At 68.7% G+C, this 18,617-nt stretch carries 18 protein-coding genes and 4 pseudogenes; 8 read left to right on the forward strand and 14 right to left on the reverse strand.

Translation table 11 applies throughout. The features are described from left to right. The 3 genes and pseudogenes from ACFYXM_RS35620 to ACFYXM_RS35630 form a co-directional block, all read left to right on the forward strand. The coding region (locus ACFYXM_RS35620) for a zinc ribbon domain-containing protein (protein WP_389295823.1) at positions 1-282 on the forward strand (282 nt) is incomplete at its 5' end. Between the two features lie 36 nt (positions 283-318). After that, positions 319-1,314 (forward strand): annotated as a pseudogene (locus ACFYXM_RS35625) (transcriptional regulator); the annotation flags it as partial. Positions 1,315-1,371: 57 nt separating this feature from the next. Next, positions 1,372-1,880 (forward strand): annotated as a pseudogene (locus tag ACFYXM_RS35630) (hypothetical protein). A 24-nt stretch (positions 1,881-1,904) separates the two neighbouring features. Here ACFYXM_RS35630 and ACFYXM_RS35635 read toward each other — a convergent pair. From ACFYXM_RS35635 to ACFYXM_RS35650, 4 genes are all read right to left on the reverse strand, one after another. Beyond that, positions 1,905-3,251, reverse strand: coding sequence for an MFS transporter (locus ACFYXM_RS35635; protein ID WP_389295824.1), 1,347 nt, complete (start codon positions 3,249-3,251; stop codon positions 1,905-1,907). A 32-nt stretch (positions 3,252-3,283) separates the two neighbouring features. Beyond that, on the reverse strand, positions 3,284-3,877 hold the full coding sequence (locus ACFYXM_RS35640; protein WP_389295825.1) for an ArsR/SmtB family transcription factor: 594 nt from the start codon (positions 3,875-3,877) through the stop codon (positions 3,284-3,286). Between the two features lie 133 nt (positions 3,878-4,010). Continuing rightward, positions 4,011-4,799, reverse strand: a complete 789-nt coding sequence (locus tag ACFYXM_RS35645; protein WP_389295827.1) for an HAD family phosphatase — start codon at positions 4,797-4,799, stop codon at positions 4,011-4,013. Positions 4,800-4,893: 94 nt separating this feature from the next. Further along, on the reverse strand, positions 4,894-5,532 hold the full coding sequence (locus ACFYXM_RS35650; RefSeq protein ID WP_389295829.1) for a ScbR family autoregulator-binding transcription factor: 639 nt from the start codon (positions 5,530-5,532) through the stop codon (positions 4,894-4,896). Between the two features lie 850 nt (positions 5,533-6,382). Between ACFYXM_RS35650 and ACFYXM_RS35655 the strand changes: the two are divergent. Next, a pseudogene (locus ACFYXM_RS35655) lies at positions 6,383-6,861 on the forward strand (carboxymuconolactone decarboxylase family protein). A gap of 160 nt (positions 6,862-7,021) precedes the next feature. Here ACFYXM_RS35655 and ACFYXM_RS35660 read toward each other — a convergent pair. Continuing rightward, positions 7,022-7,777: a class I SAM-dependent methyltransferase gene (locus tag ACFYXM_RS35660; RefSeq protein ID WP_389295831.1), complete on the reverse strand. Its 756-nt coding sequence runs from the start codon at positions 7,775-7,777 to the stop codon at positions 7,022-7,024. Positions 7,778-8,428: 651 nt separating this feature from the next. Here ACFYXM_RS35660 and ACFYXM_RS35665 point away from each other — a divergent pair. Next, a complete protein-coding gene (locus ACFYXM_RS35665) occupies positions 8,429-9,796 on the forward strand; it encodes a hypothetical protein (RefSeq protein WP_389295833.1) in 1,368 nt (455 codons plus the stop codon). 739 nt (positions 9,797-10,535) lie between these two features. Here ACFYXM_RS35665 and ACFYXM_RS35670 read toward each other — a convergent pair. After that, complete coding sequence (locus ACFYXM_RS35670; RefSeq protein WP_389295835.1) at positions 10,536-10,886, reverse strand: WYL domain-containing protein; 351 nt, start codon at positions 10,884-10,886, stop codon at positions 10,536-10,538. Positions 10,887-11,021: 135 nt separating this feature from the next. Then, the gene (locus ACFYXM_RS35675) at positions 11,022-11,162 is read right to left on the reverse strand and encodes an HTH domain-containing protein (RefSeq protein WP_389295837.1); all 141 of its coding nucleotides are present in this window, start codon (positions 11,160-11,162) and stop codon (positions 11,022-11,024) included. 115 nt (positions 11,163-11,277) lie between these two features. On the opposite strand from ACFYXM_RS35675, the gene ACFYXM_RS35680 reads away from it, so the two are divergent. Continuing rightward, positions 11,278-11,643, forward strand: a complete 366-nt coding sequence (locus ACFYXM_RS35680; RefSeq protein ID WP_389295839.1) for a VOC family protein — start codon at positions 11,278-11,280, stop codon at positions 11,641-11,643. 242 nt (positions 11,644-11,885) lie between these two features. On the opposite strand, the gene ACFYXM_RS35685 is transcribed toward ACFYXM_RS35680, so the two are convergent. Beyond that, entirely contained in the window at positions 11,886-12,374 is a 489-nt protein-coding gene (locus ACFYXM_RS35685; protein WP_389295840.1) for a hypothetical protein, read from the reverse strand. Positions 12,375-12,657: 283 nt separating this feature from the next. Here ACFYXM_RS35685 and cpt point away from each other — a divergent pair, with 283 nt between their 5' ends. Beyond that, entirely contained in the window at positions 12,658-13,173 is a 516-nt protein-coding gene (gene cpt / locus ACFYXM_RS35690) for a chloramphenicol phosphotransferase CPT (RefSeq protein ID WP_389295852.1), read from the forward strand. Between the two features lie 175 nt (positions 13,174-13,348). Here cpt and ACFYXM_RS35695 read toward each other — a convergent pair. The 6 genes and pseudogenes from ACFYXM_RS35695 to ACFYXM_RS35720 form a co-directional block, all read right to left on the reverse strand. After that, a pseudogene (locus ACFYXM_RS35695) lies at positions 13,349-13,795 on the reverse strand (GNAT family N-acetyltransferase); the annotation flags it as partial. 172 nt (positions 13,796-13,967) lie between these two features. Further along, positions 13,968-14,210 carry a helix-turn-helix domain-containing protein gene (locus tag ACFYXM_RS35700; RefSeq protein ID WP_389295842.1) on the reverse strand — a complete coding sequence of 81 codons (243 nt, stop codon included), beginning with the start codon at positions 14,208-14,210 and terminating at the stop codon, positions 13,968-13,970. Further along, positions 14,210-14,707 (reverse strand): DUF2975 domain-containing protein, encoded by a 498-nt coding sequence (locus ACFYXM_RS35705; protein ID WP_389295844.1) that lies wholly within the window; start codon positions 14,705-14,707, stop codon positions 14,210-14,212. Before ACFYXM_RS35705 ends, ACFYXM_RS35700 begins: the two co-directional genes overlap by 1 nt. A 110-nt stretch (positions 14,708-14,817) precedes the next feature. After that, positions 14,818-16,089, reverse strand: coding sequence for an APC family permease (locus ACFYXM_RS35710; RefSeq protein WP_389295846.1), 1,272 nt, complete (start codon positions 16,087-16,089; stop codon positions 14,818-14,820). Positions 16,090-16,528: 439 nt separating this feature from the next. Continuing rightward, a complete protein-coding gene (locus tag ACFYXM_RS35715; RefSeq protein WP_389295848.1) occupies positions 16,529-17,146 on the reverse strand; it encodes a sigma-70 family RNA polymerase sigma factor in 618 nt (205 codons plus the stop codon). A 301-nt stretch (positions 17,147-17,447) separates the two neighbouring features. Beyond that, complete coding sequence (locus tag ACFYXM_RS35720) at positions 17,448-18,368, reverse strand: NAD(P)-dependent oxidoreductase (RefSeq protein WP_389295850.1); 921 nt, start codon at positions 18,366-18,368, stop codon at positions 17,448-17,450. Between the two features lie 151 nt (positions 18,369-18,519). On the opposite strand from ACFYXM_RS35720, the gene ACFYXM_RS35725 reads away from it, so the two are divergent. Then, on the forward strand, positions 18,520-18,617 hold a 98-nt coding region (locus ACFYXM_RS35725), incomplete at its 3' end, for a helix-turn-helix domain-containing protein (protein ID WP_389295854.1).

Below are 18,617 nucleotides of genomic sequence, written 5' to 3' on the forward strand. Positions count from 1 at the left end.
TACGGGCGCACCTTCGTGAAGATCGGCCGCTTCGAGCCCACCAGTCAGGTGTGCTCGCAGTGCGGCGTGAAGGACGGCCCGCATGCCCTGCACGTCCGGGAATGGACGTGCAGGGCCTGCGGGGCGGTCCTGGACCGGGACATCAACGCGGCGGTCAACGTCGCCAAGGCGGCCGGACTGGCCGTGACAGCCTGCAGAGCGCAGGTAAGACGGGCGCCCGTGCCCGCACCGCGCAGCGAAGCAGGAACCCACCCGACACCGCAGCCCTCAACGGCGCGGTAGGCGGGAATCTCCCCTGCAGGGGGGAGAGGATGTCAATACAGCGCTGCCCAGGTGGCGCGGGCGACGATGCTGCGTCGGCTCCGTGAGATCGCGATGCCCCTCGCCGTTGTCGAGGGAGTACTCGGAGCCGAGCCCGACGAGGCATCCCGGTTGCTCGACGAGTATGTGTCGCAGATCGTCGAGGAAGCGGCGGCAGCACAGCAGAAGGCCGCTGCCATCAAGTCCGTGCTCGGCAATGTGCCGGCCCTCCCGCTCACGGCGCTGAAGGGGCCCGTGCTGGCGGATGCGGTCGAGCAGGTTCTGACGGCGTCGGCGCATGAGCGGGGGATGCCGATGCTCGCCGGCCTGCGCTTCGAGGTGAGCCATGAGGCGGTCACCTTGACCGCGACCGACCGCTACCGGCTCTCCACCCGAACCCTGGTGCCGGCTGAACCGCCGAGGCAGGCGTGGGCCGGCACGGTCGATGGCGGCGAGCTGCGGAGCGCGGTCGCGGAGATCCGGCGCAGCGCGCTGGTGCGGATCGAAGCGGCGCCGCATGGGGTCTGGCTCCGCGCGGCCGACCGGGGAGACCGGCATTGCCGGTTGCTGCCCGGGGAATTCCCCGACCATCGGCTGATGCTCGCGTCGTTGGGCAAGGTCACGACCCGTGTGATGGTTGCGAAGGATCTGCTTCTCCGGGTCCTGGAGGACCAACCCGGCGCGTTCATCGCGCTGCGCGTGGCCGATCACGCGGTGGATGTCGTGTCGGCGGACGACGAACACCCCACCACCCTGCTCCCGGCCACCACGACGGGGCGGGACCTGCGGATCCGGTTCGAGCTGACCACGATCTATCCCGCCGTGAGCAGCGCGATCGGCACCGACGTGATGCTCGACCTGAGGGGGAACGACCAGCCCGTCACGATTCGCTCCGCCGATCGCGGAGACCTCACCACCCTGGCCATGCCCATCAAGTCCGGTCGTCCCACCCGAGAAGGACGACGAAATGCCGCGGAGTTGAGATGCCGCGGAGTCGAAGAGACGAGGAAGTGAGGAAATGAGGAAATGAGGAAACGAGATGCCGAGGAAACGAGAGGACGAGGAGACGCCGTGACCACCGCGCCAGCCGGTCCCGACCCGACCATGGACGCCATCGGCCGAGCCGTCGCAGAAGGCCGTGCCGGTGACAGCGCCTCCGCCCGCCGGAGACTGCTGGAACTGTGGGCCGCGATCGGTGTCATGGGCGATCCGCTGCACCGCTGCTCGCTCGCTCACTACCTGGCGGACCTCCACGAGGATCCCGCCCAGGCCCTCGCCTGGGACGTCCGGGCCCTGGACGCCGCCGACGCCGTGACGGAGCAGCGCGTCCAGGAGCACCATGCCGGCCTGCACATCGCAGGCTTCTACCCCTCCTGCATCTCAACCTCGCCGACGACTACCGTCGGCTCGGCTCCTTCGAAGCCGCCGCCGAGCACATCGAAGCGGCCCGGACGCACGCCCCCGGCCTTCCCCGGGATCCCTACGGCGACCTTCTTCGCGGCGCCATCCAAGAGGTCGCCGAGGCCATCGCCGGGCGGGACCGGACCCGGCGGGCATCCGCGCCCGGCTCCCTCGGGTGATGGACGGGAACGAGTCATGGCCTCCTACGATGAGGCCTTCGCGCCGGGCCGCTGTCGCGGCAGTTCGGCATGCCGTACCGCGGCGGAGGACAGGGCGACGGCCACTCCCAAGCCGGCGAAGGAGCCGCAGCCGACGAACACCGGGCCGGGGCCCCAGGTGCCGATGGCGGCTCCGACCACCGGATAGCTGAGAGGCGCGAGCCCGACCATGGTGAGCATGTAGACGGAGGTGACCCGGCCGAGGTAGACCGGGTCCGCGGCGGTTTGCATGAGGGTGCTGCCCAGACTGCCGAAGACACCCGCGTTCAGTCCGCTCAGCACGGCCAGCACCACCGCGACCCAAAGGGTGGGCACGAGCGCGATGCCGGCCGATCCCACGCAGCCGACGAACAGCGTTCCGGCGAGCATGAGACCGGCCCGAGGCAGCCGGCCGACGATCGCGAACAGCGCGGCGCTGGCCGCCGCCCCCGCGCCGAATCCGCTGCCGATCCAGCCGTAGCCGGAAGGACCCCAGCCACGCTCGGCGTTGAGGAGAAGCAGGCCGATGTTGAGTGTGCCGGTGAGGCCGAGTTCGTAGATGGCACCGGCCGCGACGAGCGGGCCGATGAGGCGGTGACGGCGGATGTACCGCAGGCCGTCGAGCAGATCCTCGCGTGCGGTCGTGGGTTCCGGGCGGACGGCTGGGCGCGCGGTGGTGGGTTCGGACGCATTCGTATCGCGCGCGGTGGTCGGTTCCGACTGGTCCGTATCGGGTACGTCGCGAAGCGGCCGTATACGTATCGTCAACAGGAGCGGCAGGGACAGGGCGAAGAGCAGCCCGGCGACGGTGAAGGCGGCCGCCGCACCCCCGAGCCCCATGGCCAGACCGCCGATCGGCGGGCCCGCGATCTGGCTGAGGCGCAACGACAGCGAGCGCATGCCGGTGACACGGGCCAGTTGGTCGGGGTCGGTGATCCGCGGCGGAAGGGCCCCGATCGCGGGTACGAACAGCGCGTCGACGGCACCGAAGACGAGCGCCACCGCGACCAGGACCCACAGAGCCGGCGCGGTCAGCGCGATGCCGACGGCCACCGCCAGGGTGAGGAGACAGCGCAGCGCGTCGCTGCCGAGAATGACCCGGCGGGGATCGAACCGGTCGGCCACCACGCCCCCGGCGAGCATGAGCAGAGCCCGTGGCAGCGCCCCGGCGGTCATGACGAGGCCGACTTCGGCGGGCCCGGCGGTCTTCTGGGCGGACCAGCCGAGGGCGACGAAGTACACGCTGTCGCCAATGAGGGAGAAGGTGTACGCGGTGAGCCAGCGCAGCACGTTCCAGTCGCGGTAGGCTGGGGTGCTGACGTGTTCGGGCAAGGCTGTCCCAGGGGCGCTCACGGCGGGCTCCAGTGGTCGGGGACGCGGATGTGTCAGGGCCGGAACGGGAAGCCGTAGAGGTGTACGGACACGTGCTCGCGGCCCTGGTCGTCGCCGTCCGCCCCGGCGGCCTTGCCGCGCTCGCGCCAGCGTCGTGCCAGAGCATTGAACTCCTCGCCCATCTCGGCGAGTTCGGCCGGAGTCAGCCTGAGCAGCCACTCGGAGTTGAAGGCCGCGTCGGTCCACTCCTTGCCCCAGGCGGACTTCTGGTCCAGATACGCGCGGTACTGGGCGACCCGGGTGTCGACGATGCCGCGAGTCACCGCACCGACGGCGGCGGCTCCCTCGGGCGTGTCCAGGAAGTCCGAGTCGCGGTAGCCCCAGCCTTCCTCGGACGTCACCCGCCACCACCGCTCACGACCGTCGGACCCCTCGCCTGCGGCCTCGGTCACGAAGCCGTGTTCGGCCAGCTTGCGCAGGTGATAGCTGATCAGCGACGGAGTCTGGTCGACATGCTCGGCGAGCTGGGAGGCGGTCGCGGTGCCCGCGGCGTACAGCACCCGGTAGAGCTGCATCCGCAGGGGGTTCATGAAAGCCCTCAACCGCGACAGTTCGGTGATCTGCTCAGGCTTGTGCTTCGGTGACATGCCCTCACCGTAGATATGAAGCAAGAACTTCGCAATAATTCCTTCAGAGTTGCTTGTCCGAGGGCACAGCAGGACCGGGGTTCTGGTGAAGATCGGTGGCCGGGGGACAGGCGGATCCCGGGAAGAGATGTGGTCAGCCGCGCCAGACCGTGCCGGAGGCGGCCTCTTCGTCAAGCGACCTCAACAGCGCTTCGTCGATGGCGTCGAGCGAGTCGACGATGTGGCGCGTGCCGACCTCTCGCATCAGCTGCCGCTGAAAGCTGTGCTCGAAGGAGCTGGGGTGACCGATGAACGGCATGTCCAGCGACTTCGCGGCCTCGGCGACCCGGGCCACGTCATCGACGACGAGCACCTGATCGTGCCTGAGGCCGAAGAACTCGGTGGCGATCTCGTGGATGCCCGGGCGGAAGGCATTGGTGCAGATGTAGCCGGGGCCGTCGAACATGTCGGCGAACTCGCCGAGGAACTTGTCGAAGTGCTCCTTCCCCAGTCCGCCGTAACACACCGTTTTCATCCCCAAAGCCCTTGCCCTGTGCACCATTCCGATGGCACCCGGCGTGATCCGGACAGGGTGTGCTGCCAGGAACGCGGCACGCTCCCCGAAGTACGCGGCCAGGACATCGTCCGGGCTGGAGCCGGGGCCCAGGGCGGAACCGGCATCAGCACCGGAACCGGCACTAGCACCGGAACCGGTATCAGGAACGGATTCGGCATCAGGACCGAGAGCGAGACCGAGAACCGCCGCGATCTCGCGTGCTGCGATGTGCCGGGGCTGGGAGAAGATGCGGCGCTCGACGTCGGCCGTGTAGGTGGCGCCCCTACGGGTGAGAAAGCCGTGGATCACCGGGCTGAAGGTGTCGTTGAGCAGAACACCGTCGATGTTCAGGGCAGCCAGGCGGATCTGCGGGATTCTCGTGACCATGACGGCTCCTGTGGGGACGGTGGGTGGTGGACGGAGGGGGCGGTGCCGGGGCAGCGGTGGGCGTGCGGACAGCCCGCACGCCCACCGGCCCCATTCAGTTCTGCGTGGAGAGAAGCTGCTTCAGGCGGTCCGCGCTCACCTGGGTCTGCGTGATGGCGGTGGGGAGGGCGATGCCCGGCAGCAGCAGGTGCCACATGCGCGCGACCCGGTCCGCGAGGTCCTCGCGTCCGCTGACCACCGTGGCGACCGTCTGCATGCCCGTGCACGACTCGACGACGAATTCGGCGACCGCGTGCGCTTCGACGCCGGGCCGGAGCTCGCCCTTCTCGGCCGCCACCGCGAGGCAGTCGGCCATGATTTCCGTCCAGCTCCGGTACGGGCTGGGGTCCTGTATGCCGAAGGTCGCCTGTTCGCCGGTCAGCCGCACACCGGCGCGCAGGATCGGGTCCACCTGGAGCTGGTGGGACCAGATCAGGGTGAGGTCGATCAGACGCTGGAGGCCGGTCGACTCCAGCCACGGGACGATGGTCCCGGGCTGGGCGTTCATCAGCGTGCGGGCCAGCACTTCTTTCGACTCGAAGTGGTGGTACATGGCACCCGAGGTGACTCCGGCGCGTGTCAGGATCCGGTTGATGCTCGCGCCGGCGAAGCCGAACTCGTCGAACACTTCCGCAGCCGCTCGCAGGATCGACTCACGGGTCTGTACAGCCCGTTCCTGCTTCGGCGTGCTCATATCCACCTCCGTAAAAAGAGAACGGTTTTGATCGTATAGGCCGCCTCCTGGGCCTGGAAGGGAATCAGGAAGCCCCCGAGCCTCTGTCGCCACCGAGCTGCCACACATATCCGGGCCCTCCATGAAATGCCGTTGACCTGTGGGTATGCGGCAGATGTGGTACTGGTCGCAGAGCGGCGGAGGTACTGGTACGCGTGAATCACGAGGCGCCGGATGTGGCTTCTTTTCGTATGTGTCTGCGGTTGCCGGGAGCAGGAATTTCGTCGGGATATGGCGAGTCCGGCACCGGAACGTCCGGACCGCCGTCCTGCGTGGTTCCGCTCCGTCCCGGCACAGCGCACGCCATATGGCACGGATGGCGGCATCCCTGATCCTCGGCGACCCCGATCCCCGGCGCCCGTCCGCGACTTCCGGAGGCGGCGAGGCTCAGTGGGCGGTCAGGCAGCGGGCGGGCGGTGCACCACGCGCGGAACGGAAAGGGAATTTCTCGTCCCGGGGCGGTCTGTTCGGAATCGAGTGGAAATCAGGCCGCGAATTGAGCGGGGTGCGGGACGTCGGAAGCGGGTATTCAGGAGCGGAGCTCCACCTGCTCCGAGGACGATGCGGCTGCCGTGGGCGACCTGCCCGGTCGTGTCCCGTATTCGCCGGCCATGGCCGACGCCCGGCTCATTCGCTCTCGATCGTGCCTTGCGCGAGACGCCGGTCCTCACCGCGTTGTGACACCCCCGCGCGGTGGCGCATGTCACATCGCCGTGCTGCCGCGAAGCCGTCACAAGGACCGGGCCGTCGGCGTCTTGTGTTCGTCCAGTCCGTGCGGCAGGGACGTACCACTACGAGTGAGGACGAATTCATGGAACCTCGTTTCAACCTGTTCGACAGTCCGACCGCCGCGAAGGTCGCCAAGCGGTTCTCCAACGCGTCGTTGCCCCCTGGAGGAGTCGACACCCGAAGACCCTGCGGGGACTGGTGGAGTTGCGGGTCGGCCAGATCAACGGTTGTGGCTTCTGTGTCGACATACACACCAAGGAGGCCGCGGCCGCCGGTGAAACCGCGCTCCGGCTCAACCTGGTCGCCGTCTGGCGCCACAGCACCGTGTTCACCGATGCCGAGCGGGCCGCGCCGGCGCTTGCCGAGGAGGGCACTCGGCTCGGCGACCACGGTGTGTCCGACGAGACCTGGGCCGAGGTGCGCAAGCACTTCGACGACGACCAGGTCGGTGCGCTGGTCTGCCTGGTCGCCCTGATCAATGCGGCCACCCGGATGAACGTGATCGTGCACAATCCGGGGGGTTCGTACGAGCCCGGCATGTTCGCCGGCTTGTCGAGCTGATCGGTAGGCGAAGTGCGGCCCGGCCCGGGATCGTCCGTCCCGGTCCGGGCCCTCCCCGGGTGCGGCCGCCGCACCGGTAGGGACACCCGCGTACACCGATGAGCGGCGGTACGCCGGTCGCACGTCCAGAGCCTTGAGGGCTCCGGGCCCGCCTCCTGGGCTACCCGTCCGCCCGCATCAACAGGTGGCCCCGGCGGAACCGTTCGTCCTCGCGGGGCTCGCGCAGCATCCGGCCGACTTCGACGAATCCGGCCTTGTCCGCGAGCTCCGCGAGGTCGTCGATCGGCCACCGGTAGGCCGGTGCCGCCTTGTGGTCGAAGAGTGTGACCGGCTCGCCCTCCGACTCGAAGAAGGCGAGCAGGAGGTGGCCGCCGCGTGCGAGTACGCGGCGGAACTCGTCGAAGTAGGCGGGCAGTTGCCGTGGCGGGGTGTGGATCACCGAGTACCAGGACACGATGCCGCACAGTTCACCGTCGGGCAGGTCCAGGGCGTCCATGGAGCCGACCTCGAACCGCAGGTCCGGGTAGGCCTCGCGGGCCAGATCGATCATCACCGGCGACAGGTCGACACCGAAGACGTCGAGCCCCAGGTCCCGCAGGTGCGCGGTCAAGTAACCCGGGCCGCACCCCAGCTCGGCCACGGACCCGGAACCAGCGGCGGAACGTGATCCGTCGGCGGCGGTACGCGCGAGTTCGGCGAACGCGGCCAGCAGCGCGCGGTCCAGCGGAAGGACGTCGAGCGAGTTACGGACGAGCTCGGCGTAGCGGACGGCGACGGCGTCGTAGGCCCGCGCTGTCGCCACCAGGTGTGAGGGCGAGGACGAGGACGGGGAGGCGGGCACAGCGGACGAGAGCGAGGACGGAGAGGAGGACGACGAGGACGGAGACGAGGAGGGCAGGAAGGAAGGCTCAGTCATAGGCGAGGACACTAGAGCACTCTCCGGAGTGCCTACGAGTGAACCATCGGTCAGAGCAACCTACTTGGGGGCTCCGGACTCCGGGAGCTCCAGGCTTCGGGTCCGCGGCGCCTCGGGGCCTTTTGCAGCCGTTGACGGAACAGGCATTGGTCACCCGTTCGAGCGGAATTGCGGGCGGCGTGGTGACGATTGAGCTCCGAGATCCGAGTGGCGAGCTTCGAGAGCCGAGTGGCGAGCCCCGAGATTCGAGCGCCTTCTTTTGAAAGTAGGTAGGTAAAAAGGGTGGTTGGAGAAACCCCCCACCCTCCCTGACCCGTAACGAGCAGCAAGTATGACTAATCGGGGCAACTTGTGGCGCGCCGGGACGGTTGCTTACGTTGCCGGAAAAAGTAATGACCCCGGCGTGTGTTCAGAGCACCAACCGGGGTCTTACCTCCAAGACCGACAAGGAGCGATCTCGTGGCTACTCAAAACCGTACCCTTGCCCAGGCCGGTTATGCACGCTCTTCCGCGCGTACGATGGCGAGTCCCGGCTACGGAAAGCGCTCTGTTCGAGATCAGTGCCCCCGCAGGGGCGACGAATTCGCACTGCTGCCCGAACGGGAGCGCTATGTCGCGGGGTACGTCGATCGCCTTCCCGACGGTGCCGCGATGAGCATCAAGGACCTGGCCAAGCAACTTCCGCTCTATGGGCAACAGGCCGTCGGCAAGGCCCTGGCCGCGTTGGGAATCGCCGGTCATCTCCGCCGTGTGCTTTGCCCGGTCGGCGACGACGGTACGGTTCGCTGGGTCTACCGCACCTTCTGGTCCCGCACTGCGCATGACAACGAATGGTGGGCCGCCTACCTCGCCTCGATGGAAGGTCAGGCCGATTCCAACCACCCGACGCCGCCGGAAATCGCCGCCCCGGTAGCTCGGCCCTTGAGGCCCGCAGTCCAGGCGCCGGCCTCCCAGGACCACGCCGTCCCGCAATCCGCCGTCCCGGAGTCTGCCGCCCTGGAATCCGCTTCCCAGGAACCCGCCGCTCAAGAGCCCGTCGTTCGAACGTCCGTTGTTCCTGAGCCCATCGTCCAGGAATGCACGGGCCCGGCATCCAGCAGCCCAAAATACGTCGTCCCGGCATCCACCGCCCCGGGACGCATCGTCCCGGAGCCCCGGTCGGCGGAAGGCGCCTCGGAGGCGTTCGCCCCGGCGCCCGAGCCCGCCGCGCACACCTTCCCCGCTGTCCCCGCCGTGCTTGCCGCTTCCGTTGAGCCGACCGCTTCCGTCGCGTCCGTCGTACCCGCTGCGCCTGTCCCCGCTGCTCCCGCCGCCCGGGCCCTTGCTGCACCCGCCCCGACCGCCGCCGTACCCGTCCAGCCCACCCCGGACACTCCGCAGACCCCCCACACCGCCCACACCGACCACACCGCTCAAACTCCGTCCTCCGCCCCTGCCTCGCTCGCCGCGCCCGTTCCGTCCACCGCGCCTGCCGTATCCACCGCGCCTGCCGTATCTGCTGTGCCGCGACAGCCCGGCCCGGGAGAGCTCCCGCCCGTCGAAGAGAAGTCATTCACCTACTACGCCCTGGCCCAGCTCGGCTGCATCGACGAGCGACTCGCGCTGTCCGACGCCGACTGCACAGCCCTGGTGCCGCTCGCCGCCGAGTGGCTCAACCGGGGAGTGACCGTCGACTACCTCGTCCACGCCCTTACCAGCGGCCTTCCCTCTCGTATTCACTCGCCCATCGCCTTCACGCGCAAACGTCTCGAAACGAAGATCCCGCCCACCCTGCCCTCCTCTCCGCTCAAGGACCCCAAAGCACCCGGGGGCCCCAACGCCCCCACCCGACACGCCCTGGTCGAATGCACGGAATGCGCAGTGCCCGGCCCGCCCGAGGCGCTCCCCGACGGCCTCTGCCGCACCTGCCGCCCCCACCACTCATCCACCACCGGGAACGACAGCACTACCACCGCTGACCCCGACGTCCGGGCCCACGCCGGCCGGATCCGCGCCGCTCTCAGGGACCGCGCGCGTTGAATCACGACATCGTCGTGAGCCGGAAAGAGGGGGGCGGGATGGGAAGAAACGGCGCTTCAAAGCGTCAGCACACGGCCTCTACGCTGCGTTTCTGGTTCTGGCCGAGGGAATGCGCTTCGGGTGCTTCCAGGACAGCCCTGGGGAGAAGTACGCACCAGCCATGGGCCGTTTCGCCGTCTCGGGGCGCCTCCACCGCGGCCAACCGATCCGGATGGGCGGCAGCTCGGGCCACGAGTGAGGCAGTGTCGAGTGGGCCGGGCGCCCTGTACCGGACGCTGCTCTATCGTGGCGAACTCGCTTTGGTGGATGGTTACTTCAGGAGATCCCCGGCAGTCCCGAGGCGGTGGTCGGGCAGCCCCTCGAATCTGGCCCGACCCGGAGAGTGGGCAGGGTCACTGCGACGTCAGATCGGATCAAAGCCTGGAATCGGTCATCACTTCACATGTATGACCAATGCGCTCTCAAGCGCAGGTCCAAATCTTCCGGCAAGTATGACTACAAACATCGATACAAACGTTGGCGCAAGCATCTGCACAAGCATCGGCGCAAGCGTCGACGCAAACATCGATGCAAACGCGGATGCGAACACTTCTGCAAACACTGCCACGAACATCGGTGCAAACATGGGTGCAAGCTTTTATGTAAACACTCGCTCACGCATGCATGTGAGCTCATAATGAAACCCAAACAGTCCACCGGTCCCGGGGCGCAGACGACCACAGGGCCCGTCGTCCGGACGTCAGGGGCTCGGGGTGCGATGTCGGAGTGCGATCGCTTCGGCGAGCCGTGCGACGAGTTCCCGCGCCGCGGGCGGGTCGATGACCTCGAAGTGGTCACTGAACTGGAGGAGTTGGCGCACCCCGTCGAGCCGGTCGTAGCCGACCCGAACCAAGACAGTGCCATCGGCATCGGCGTCGGCATCGGCGTCGGCATCGGCGTCGGCGTCGGCGTCGGCATCGGCGTCGGCCGGTCCCGTGCTCAGCAGGCGTTTGCCGAGGATTCGTTTGGCGATGTCGAGGCGGTCCGCGTCCAGCCGTGCGGCGGCTTCCATGCCGAGCTTGCGCGCCTGGACGAGGTCGACTCCGAGCACGGTGAGCAGTTCCGTCTCCGTGTCGCTCAGGCGGGACGTCGAGCTGGGTGCCCGGGAGCAGAACGATCCCGCCGTATCTGCCCCGCTCGGTGAAGACGGGGACCTCGGCGGCGGCCAGCGCTTCGACATCGCGCATCACGCATCACGCATCACTGTGCGCACCGATACCCCGAACTCCGCCGCCAGCTCCTTCGCGGTGGTGTGCCGTCTCGCCTGAAGAGCGGCAAGCATCGCGAGCAGTCGTTGCTGCCGATTCATGGGATCACCTCGGCTCATGGGTCCACCTCCACGTAAACATGACGTGAGGTGTCATGTTTACGTGCCAGTGTTGGCGGACACGGCGGCCCGTCCCCGACGCGGGCGGCTGTCCAGACGAAGGAAGGGCAACACCATGGCGAACCCCAACCTGTTCCTGATCTATGTGACCGACGTGGAACGGGCCACGCGCTTCTACAGCGACCTGTTCGAGATCGAGCCGGCCGTCACGACACCGCGATACGTGCCGTTCGAGGTGGCGCCCGGGGTCCTGTTCGCGCTGTGGAGCGGGCGCAGCGAGAACGTGACGCCTGCGACCCCGCGTACGTCCGAGGTCGGACTCATGGTTCCGGGCGGCGCCGCTGCGGTCGACGAGGTCTACGAGCATTGGCGCACCAAGGATGTGACGGTCGTCGAAGAGCCACACGACGAGGTCTTCGGCCGTACCTTCGTCGTCACCGACCCCGACGGCAACATCATTCGTGTCTCCCCGGTGGACTGACCGCACGGACCGCACAGCCGGTTGTACGGCGGTCACGCAGGCGGTCGTGCGCGCAGGGCAGATGGGTGGGCGGGTCCGGCCGAGCTGGCCAGGCCGTACAGATCACGCGGGCTCTACCGATCTCGCCAGCCGGGCGGACCACGCGGGCCGGGCGAGCTGACGAGGAGGAGGTGAGTGGGCGAGAAGACGGGCGAGCAGGCCGGAGCCCGGAAATGCCGCCTCGCATCACGTAGCAGGCCGGTTCACACCTGTCGTCCCTCGTCCACCGATTTCGTCGCCCTCACCGCCCGGTTGTTTCGGTTGCCCCACTGTCGGAACATCATCGAGGCCAGGATCGAGCCGATCACCAACGGCCCGGCGACCCAGCGCATCACGGCCGACGGCCAGCTCCACGTCTCGCCGGTGAAACGGCCCACCGACGCGATGGCGAGCGACGCCCCCAGCAGCACAAATCCGAGCCCCCAGGTGCGGGTGGCCCAGACGGGCCCCCGAGCCAGCTCCGGGTACTGGTGGCGCCGATGTGTGGCGGAACACCCCAGCCACACGCATCCCAGGCCCATGGCCAGCATGAACACGTCCATGGCAGCCTCGAACAACTCCATCACGGTCGCGACCCTCCACCTCTCCACCACATTGAGCAACTCCCAATCGAGTAGCTTCGAGTTGAGCAACTCCGAGTCGAGCAACTTCGAACACCACAGCCGGAAGACCCGCCGCTGTGGTTCCCTCACCAGGATGGGCTTCCGGCCAGACCCATGCGCCTGCCGGAACGGGCAGGGAATACGCCCCGCAGTATTCCGGGCCCCGGCAACATGAGCGAGTGCGCGGCAGCGGCGCCGGTCCACGGAACCCGTCTCCGGCCTTGTGGGATCGGGGTTGGCCCCCGCCGAACGCGGATCAGCCCTCCATCGAACACGGGGCGGCCCTTACGGACCTCGGCCCGAGCTCACGGAAATCTGCTTCGACGCTGTGGGGGAGCGCCTTTACTGTGACGTGGTGAGTACTCAGGTGATTATGTTGAACGGTGGGTCCAGCTCAGGCAAATCCGGGATCGCCCGGTGTCTGCAGTCCACCTTGCCGGATCCATGGCTGGCTCTCGGGGTCGACACCTTGATCGAGACGATGCCCGCCTCCATGCAGGCATCGCAGTCCGGCATCGACTTCGACACGGACGGCGGCGTGAGTATCGGAGCCGAGTTCCGGGCGCTGGAAGAGGCATGGATGGAAGGGGTGGCCGCGATGGCTCGTGCAGGCGCCCGGATCGTCGTCGACGATGTCTTTCTCGGCGGGGCGGAGTCCCAGCATCGGTGGCGGAAGGCTCTCGGCGGACTGGACGTGCTGTGGGTCGGCGTCAGATGCGAGAGCGCGGTCGCCGCAGCCCGCGAGATCGCCCGCGGAGACCGAATCTCCGGTATGGCCGTGTCGCAGGCGGAGGCGGTCCACCGAGACGTGTCCTACGACGTGGAAGTGGACACGACGCACACCGAATCCCTGGAGTGCGCGCGGTTCATCGCCGCCCAGGTCGTGTGATCACGGTCCGGCGGCTCCCCGTCGGCGGCAAACGCGTTCTTGCACACGACGCGGCCGACATCGGTGACCGTCAGCTTTCCGATCCGGCGGCCGAGCCCGCGTCGGCCTGCGGCGCGGAGGCGTAAGGAGTTCGTGTGTCTCCCACAGCCCCGGGCTTCGGCCCGCTGGCCTCACGGAGCACGAGCATCGCGTGTTCGTGCTCGCCGTACCGTACGGTTCCGGTGTGCTGGAAGCCGTGCTTCTCCAGCAGTCGCACCGAGCCGGTGTTGTCAGCGAAGGGATCGGCATGGAGCGGGCGGATCTTCTCCCGCTCCAGAAAGAGCGTCAGCGCCCGGGTGCCGATACCCCGGCCCCAGTAACGCTGCCCGAACCAGTAGCCGATGAAGCGTCGGTGGTCATCCCACCAGGCGACGACGTTGCCCGCCGTCTCACCATCCACGGTGACGGTCTGCACGAAGACGCTCGGATCCCCGAGGACCTTTGTGGCCCAATGGGTCATGAACCTCTCCCGGCCCCGGGGCGTGAACTTCGAACGCCGGACAGCCTCCGCGTCGTGTTCGTACCGGAAGAACAACTCCAGATCGGCCTCTTCGACGTCCCTCAACCGCACATTGTTCGTCATGCTCGGTGAGTCTGGCACCCGGCACTGACAACGGCGTCGGGTCGTTGAACGTCGGCCGGGTTCCTCCGTTCTTCGTCGACCGGCCCCCGGCGTGTGCGGGAGCCGAGAATTCCGGCGGTGAAGCCCGCCAGCCGTTCGCGTGGTGCCTCGCGCGGCCTCGCCCACGACGTGCTCAGTCGTTGTATTCGTCGATGCTTTCGGTGCCCTCGTCGTCGGGAACCCAGCGCAGCACGTCGCCGGGTTGGCAGTCGAGTGTGCGGCAGATCGCGTCGAGCGTCGTGAACCGCACCGCCTTCGCGCGACCGTTCTTCAGCACGGCGATATTGGCCGGCGTGATGCCGACGGCGGTGGCGAACTCCCCGACCGACAGGTTGCGTTTGGCGAGTTGGACGTCGAGGTCGACGATGATCGCCATCAGATCACCTCGGCGATCTCGGTCTGTAGATCCGTCGCCTTGCGCAGGAGGCCGCGCATGATGACGACCAGCATGGCGAACGACGCTCCGACGCCGGCACCCGCGATCGCGGCGGCCAGGTCGCTGATGATGCCCATGTTGCCGTTGGGGGAGGGGATGTCGGCCAGGGCCAGGTGACCGGCCACCCCGATCGCCAGCAGTGTCGCCAGGGCCGAGGACCCGATGATGACGTCGACCCATCGGAAGGCCCGCGGTGTGAAGATCGCGTCCCGTTGGACCATGGCGAGCAGCATCCACACCGCGACGAGCGCGACCTGGACGCAGGCGATGCCGACGATCGCCACCGTCACGTAGGGCGCGGCGAACGGGGCGTAGGGAGGGAAGCGGTCCACTTCGTCGGCTGCCGTCGTCGGGACGATCACGATCTGACCGAAGAGACCGATCACGATCGCTGCGACGACACCGGCCCGGAGTGCGACTAAGAAGAGGCGATTCATGCATTGATTTTCGATAGATATCGATCGAAAGTCAATCGATCACGTCCGGGCTTCCGTAGGTTCATGCTGTGCGTACGAGTGCGCAGGACGACGACGGATACGGCCTACGGTTAGGGCCTGCGCGCCGGCATCGAGCGGCGCGCGGCGTAGACGAGCGCACCGGCCGCGACCACCGCGGCGCCGGAGATGACCGAGGCCCAGGGGAGGGCGAAGGCCAGGGCCAGGCAGCCGGCCAACCCGACGGCGGGGATCAGGAAGTGGGGGCGGCCTTCGTCGGGGGCGAGGGTCCAGGCGGAGGCGTTGGCGATGGCGTAGTAGACGAGCACACCGAAGGAGGAGAACCCAATGGCCCCGCGCACATCGGCGGTCGCGGCCACCACCGCCACCACGGCACCGACGAGGAGTTCGGCACGGTGGGGCACCTTGAAGCGGGGATGGACGGCGGCCAGGGCGCGGGGCAGGTGACGGTCCCGGGCCATGGCCAGGGCCGTGCGGGAGACGCCGAGGACGAGGGCGAGCAGGGAGCCGAGCGCGGCGACGGCGGCGCCGACGCGTACGACGGGGACGAGCCGGTCGGCGCCCGCGGCCCGCACGGCGTCCGACAGCGGAGCCGACGCCTCGGCCAGCCGCCCCGGACCGAGCGTCGCCAGGACGGCGACGGCGACGGCGGCGTACACCACCAGGGTGATGCCGAGCGCGAGCGGGATCGCCCGGGGGATGGTGCGGGCGGGATCGCGGACCTCCTCCCCGAGTGTGGCGATACGGGCGTAGCCGGCGAACGCGAAGAAGAGCAGGCCCGCCGCCTGGAGCACCCCGCCGACGGTGGCGTCGGAGCCGACGTCCAGCCGGGCGGCGTCAGCGGTCCCGGAGGTGAGGGCGGCGACCACCACGGCCACGAGCACCGCCAGGACCAACGCGACGATCGCGCGGGTCAGGAGCGCGGATTTCCGTACACCCGCGTAGTTCACGGCCGTCAGCGCCACCACGGCGGCCACCGCGACCGCGTGCGCCTGCCCGGGCCACACGTACGAGCCGACCGTGAGCGCCATCGCCGCGCAGGAGGCGGTCTTGCCGACCACGAAGCCCCACCCTGCCAGGTAGCCCCAGAAGTCGCCGAGGCGCTCGCGACCGTAGACATAGGTGCCGCCCGAGGCCGGGTAACGGGCGGCCAGCCTCGCGGAGGACGTCGCGTTGCAGTAGGCGACCACGGCGGCCAGGGCCAGGCCGATCAGCAGCCCGGAGCCGGCTGCCCGTGCTGCCGGGGCGAGGGCGGCGAAGATCCCCGCACCGATCATCGACCCCAGGCCGATCACCACGGCGTCGGTCACGCCGAGCCGCCGCTGCAGTTCGTCCGGGACACCGGTGGGCGATGGCTTGTTCACGGGCGTACTCCTCGGCGGCAGGCCACAGGGGCATGGTTTCCGACACCGGCAGACGATAGAGGAGCTTCGGGCAGGCTCCCACGGCCGCGGGCCCTGCGCCGCCCGGCCTTTGCGGTGTGCCCTGTGTCGCGTGCCCTTTGCGGTGTGGGGTGTGGGGTGTGCGGTGTGGGGTGTGCGGTGCTTCATGTGGGATCTCGATGCTGACCCCGTCCTGGTCGTCTTCGCGCTGATGGCTCGGCCCTCTCGGGCGGATGGCAATTGCCCGTCGTTGCCATCGAGTTGATGTTGCGCACGGGTGTGGACGTGCGAATCGATCCGCTCCCTGTGTATGCGGGGATGGTAGGGGAGTCGGCCCTGAGAGGGTGCGAGCAGTGGTTGCTCGCACCCCCTCGGCCGGTGGTGTCGGGGCCTTCGGACGGGGCGCTCAGGGGTTTCCGGTTCAGTCCGTCTTGCGCGTCCTCTTCTGCGGTTCTCGTAAGAGGTCGACCAGGGTGGCGCGAGCGCGGGCCACCCTGGAGCGGACCGTGCCGATCGGGCAGCCGAGGGCCTGTGCCGCGTCCGCGTAGGGCAGGCCCAGCATCTGGGTGAGGACGAAGGCGTCCCGACGCTCGGCAGGAACGGTGGCCAGGAGTTCGGCCAGCGCGACTCCGTCGTCGAAGCCGGGAGTGCGCGGCTGGCGGCGCTCCACCAGGCTCTGCCAGTCGTCCCGGTCGCAGAGCCGGGGGCGGGCGGCGGCCTGGCGGAAGCTGTCGACGACCGTACGCCGGGCGATGGACAGCAGCCAGGTGCGTGCGGAGGAGCGGCCCTCGAAGCGGTGGAGGCCGCTCAGCGCGCGCAGGAACGTCTCCTGAGTGAGGTCGTCGGCGCTCTGCGGGTCCGCACTGAGGTAGGCGACGTACCGCCAGAGGCAGGGTGCTGTGGCGGGTGCTCTGAGGCAGGGGCGGACTCCCTGTCCCCGCCTCCATCCCCCTCCCCCGCGCGCGACCGGGGCCGCGCGGGGGTCCGGGCCAAGGTCCGGGCCGGGGCCTCGGCGGGCCTCGGCGTGGACCCCGGGCACGGGATGCGGACGCGGGGCCGGGCCCTGGCTCCTGCCGCGACTCGGGACCGGAGCCCGGCCGCCGCCAGGTCGGGGAGCAGACCAGCGGGGGAGTCGACCAACAGTCCCGGGCCCATGGGGCTGGGCGATCCCCGGACCACGACGGCCCGCCCGGCGACGATCGGACGAGTGACGAGTCGTGTGTCGACGGTCCGCCGAGTGACGATCCGGCGGGCGACGGGCCGTGCCGCAGCAGCCCGCCCGAAGACGGGTCGTGCCGTGGCAGGCCGTCTCACGCCATGCCGTCTCATGCCATGTCGTCTCACGACAGGCCGTCGCTCACGTCGGTGCCGTCCGGTGCCAGTTCGAGACCGGCGGCCCGGGCGGCGAGCGGCAGCAGAACGGCGAAGTCCTCCTCCACACGTCCCTCGGCGACCGCTCCGGCGATGATCTGCCCGACCAGTGCGGTCACCGGAACCGGCACCTGCATCGAGCGCGCGGCCCCGAGCCCCAGGTCGAAGTCCTTCTGGAGGAGGACGGGGGTGAAGGTCGGAGTCAGGTCGAGGTTGACGAACGCCGGAGTCTTGTACCGGGTGAAGACCGACCCCATCACCGAGTCGTTCAGGAAGGTCAGGAAGTCCGTGCGGCTGATGCCGCCCTTCTCCGCGAGGACGGTGACCTCGGCCATCGCCTGCGTGACGATGCCCAGGAACAGGTTGTGCGCGATCTTCACGAGCCGGGCGCGTTCCCCCTCACCGACATACGTCACCGAGCGGCCGATCGCCTCCAGCAGTTCCCTCGTCGAATCGAAGGCGTCACGCGGTCCGGAGGCCACGATGGACAGCTGGCCCTTCGCGGCGACCTTGTCGTTGCCGCTGACCGGAGCGGCGATGAACGCCACGCCCTTGGCCGCGGCCGCCTCGCGCAGCCGCTCCGAAGTGCCCGCGTCGACGGTGGAGCTGTCGACGATGACGCGCGGCACCCGCTCGCCGGTGAGCAGCCCGCCCTCGTCGAGCATCACGGACTCCAGCACGGCGGGGGTGGAGACCATGGTGAACACCACGTCCCGGTCGGCGAGGTCCATGATGTGATCGACCACGGTGGCGCCCCGCCGTTGCAGTGGCTCCGCCTTGGACCTGGTCCGGTTCCATACGGACACGTCGTAGCCTGCGGACACGAGCCGGCCGGCCATCGACGTACCCATGCGACCCAGGCCGATCCAGCCGACGGTCATCTCACTCATCTGATTCCTCCGTGGATACTCCGCCCTTCAGGGCGGAGAGGAAATGGACTCCTGCGGAGCAGGGCAAGGGCTGCGATTCGCTGCCAGGGCGGATCGCAGTGCTCTGACCAGCAGATTTGATCTTTACGTGTGGGCTCATTAGTTTGTGAGCATTGCCGCGAATCACGTGAAGCGGGCGTTCAAATACCGCTTCTATCCGACCGATGTGCAGGCAGCTGAGCTGTCGCGCACGTTCGGATGCGTGCGCAA

Origin of the sequence: Streptomyces sp. NPDC002476 (assembly GCF_042889785.1) — a bacterium.
In the GTDB taxonomy this organism is placed as follows: Bacteria; Actinomycetota; Actinomycetes; order Streptomycetales; family Streptomycetaceae; genus Streptomyces.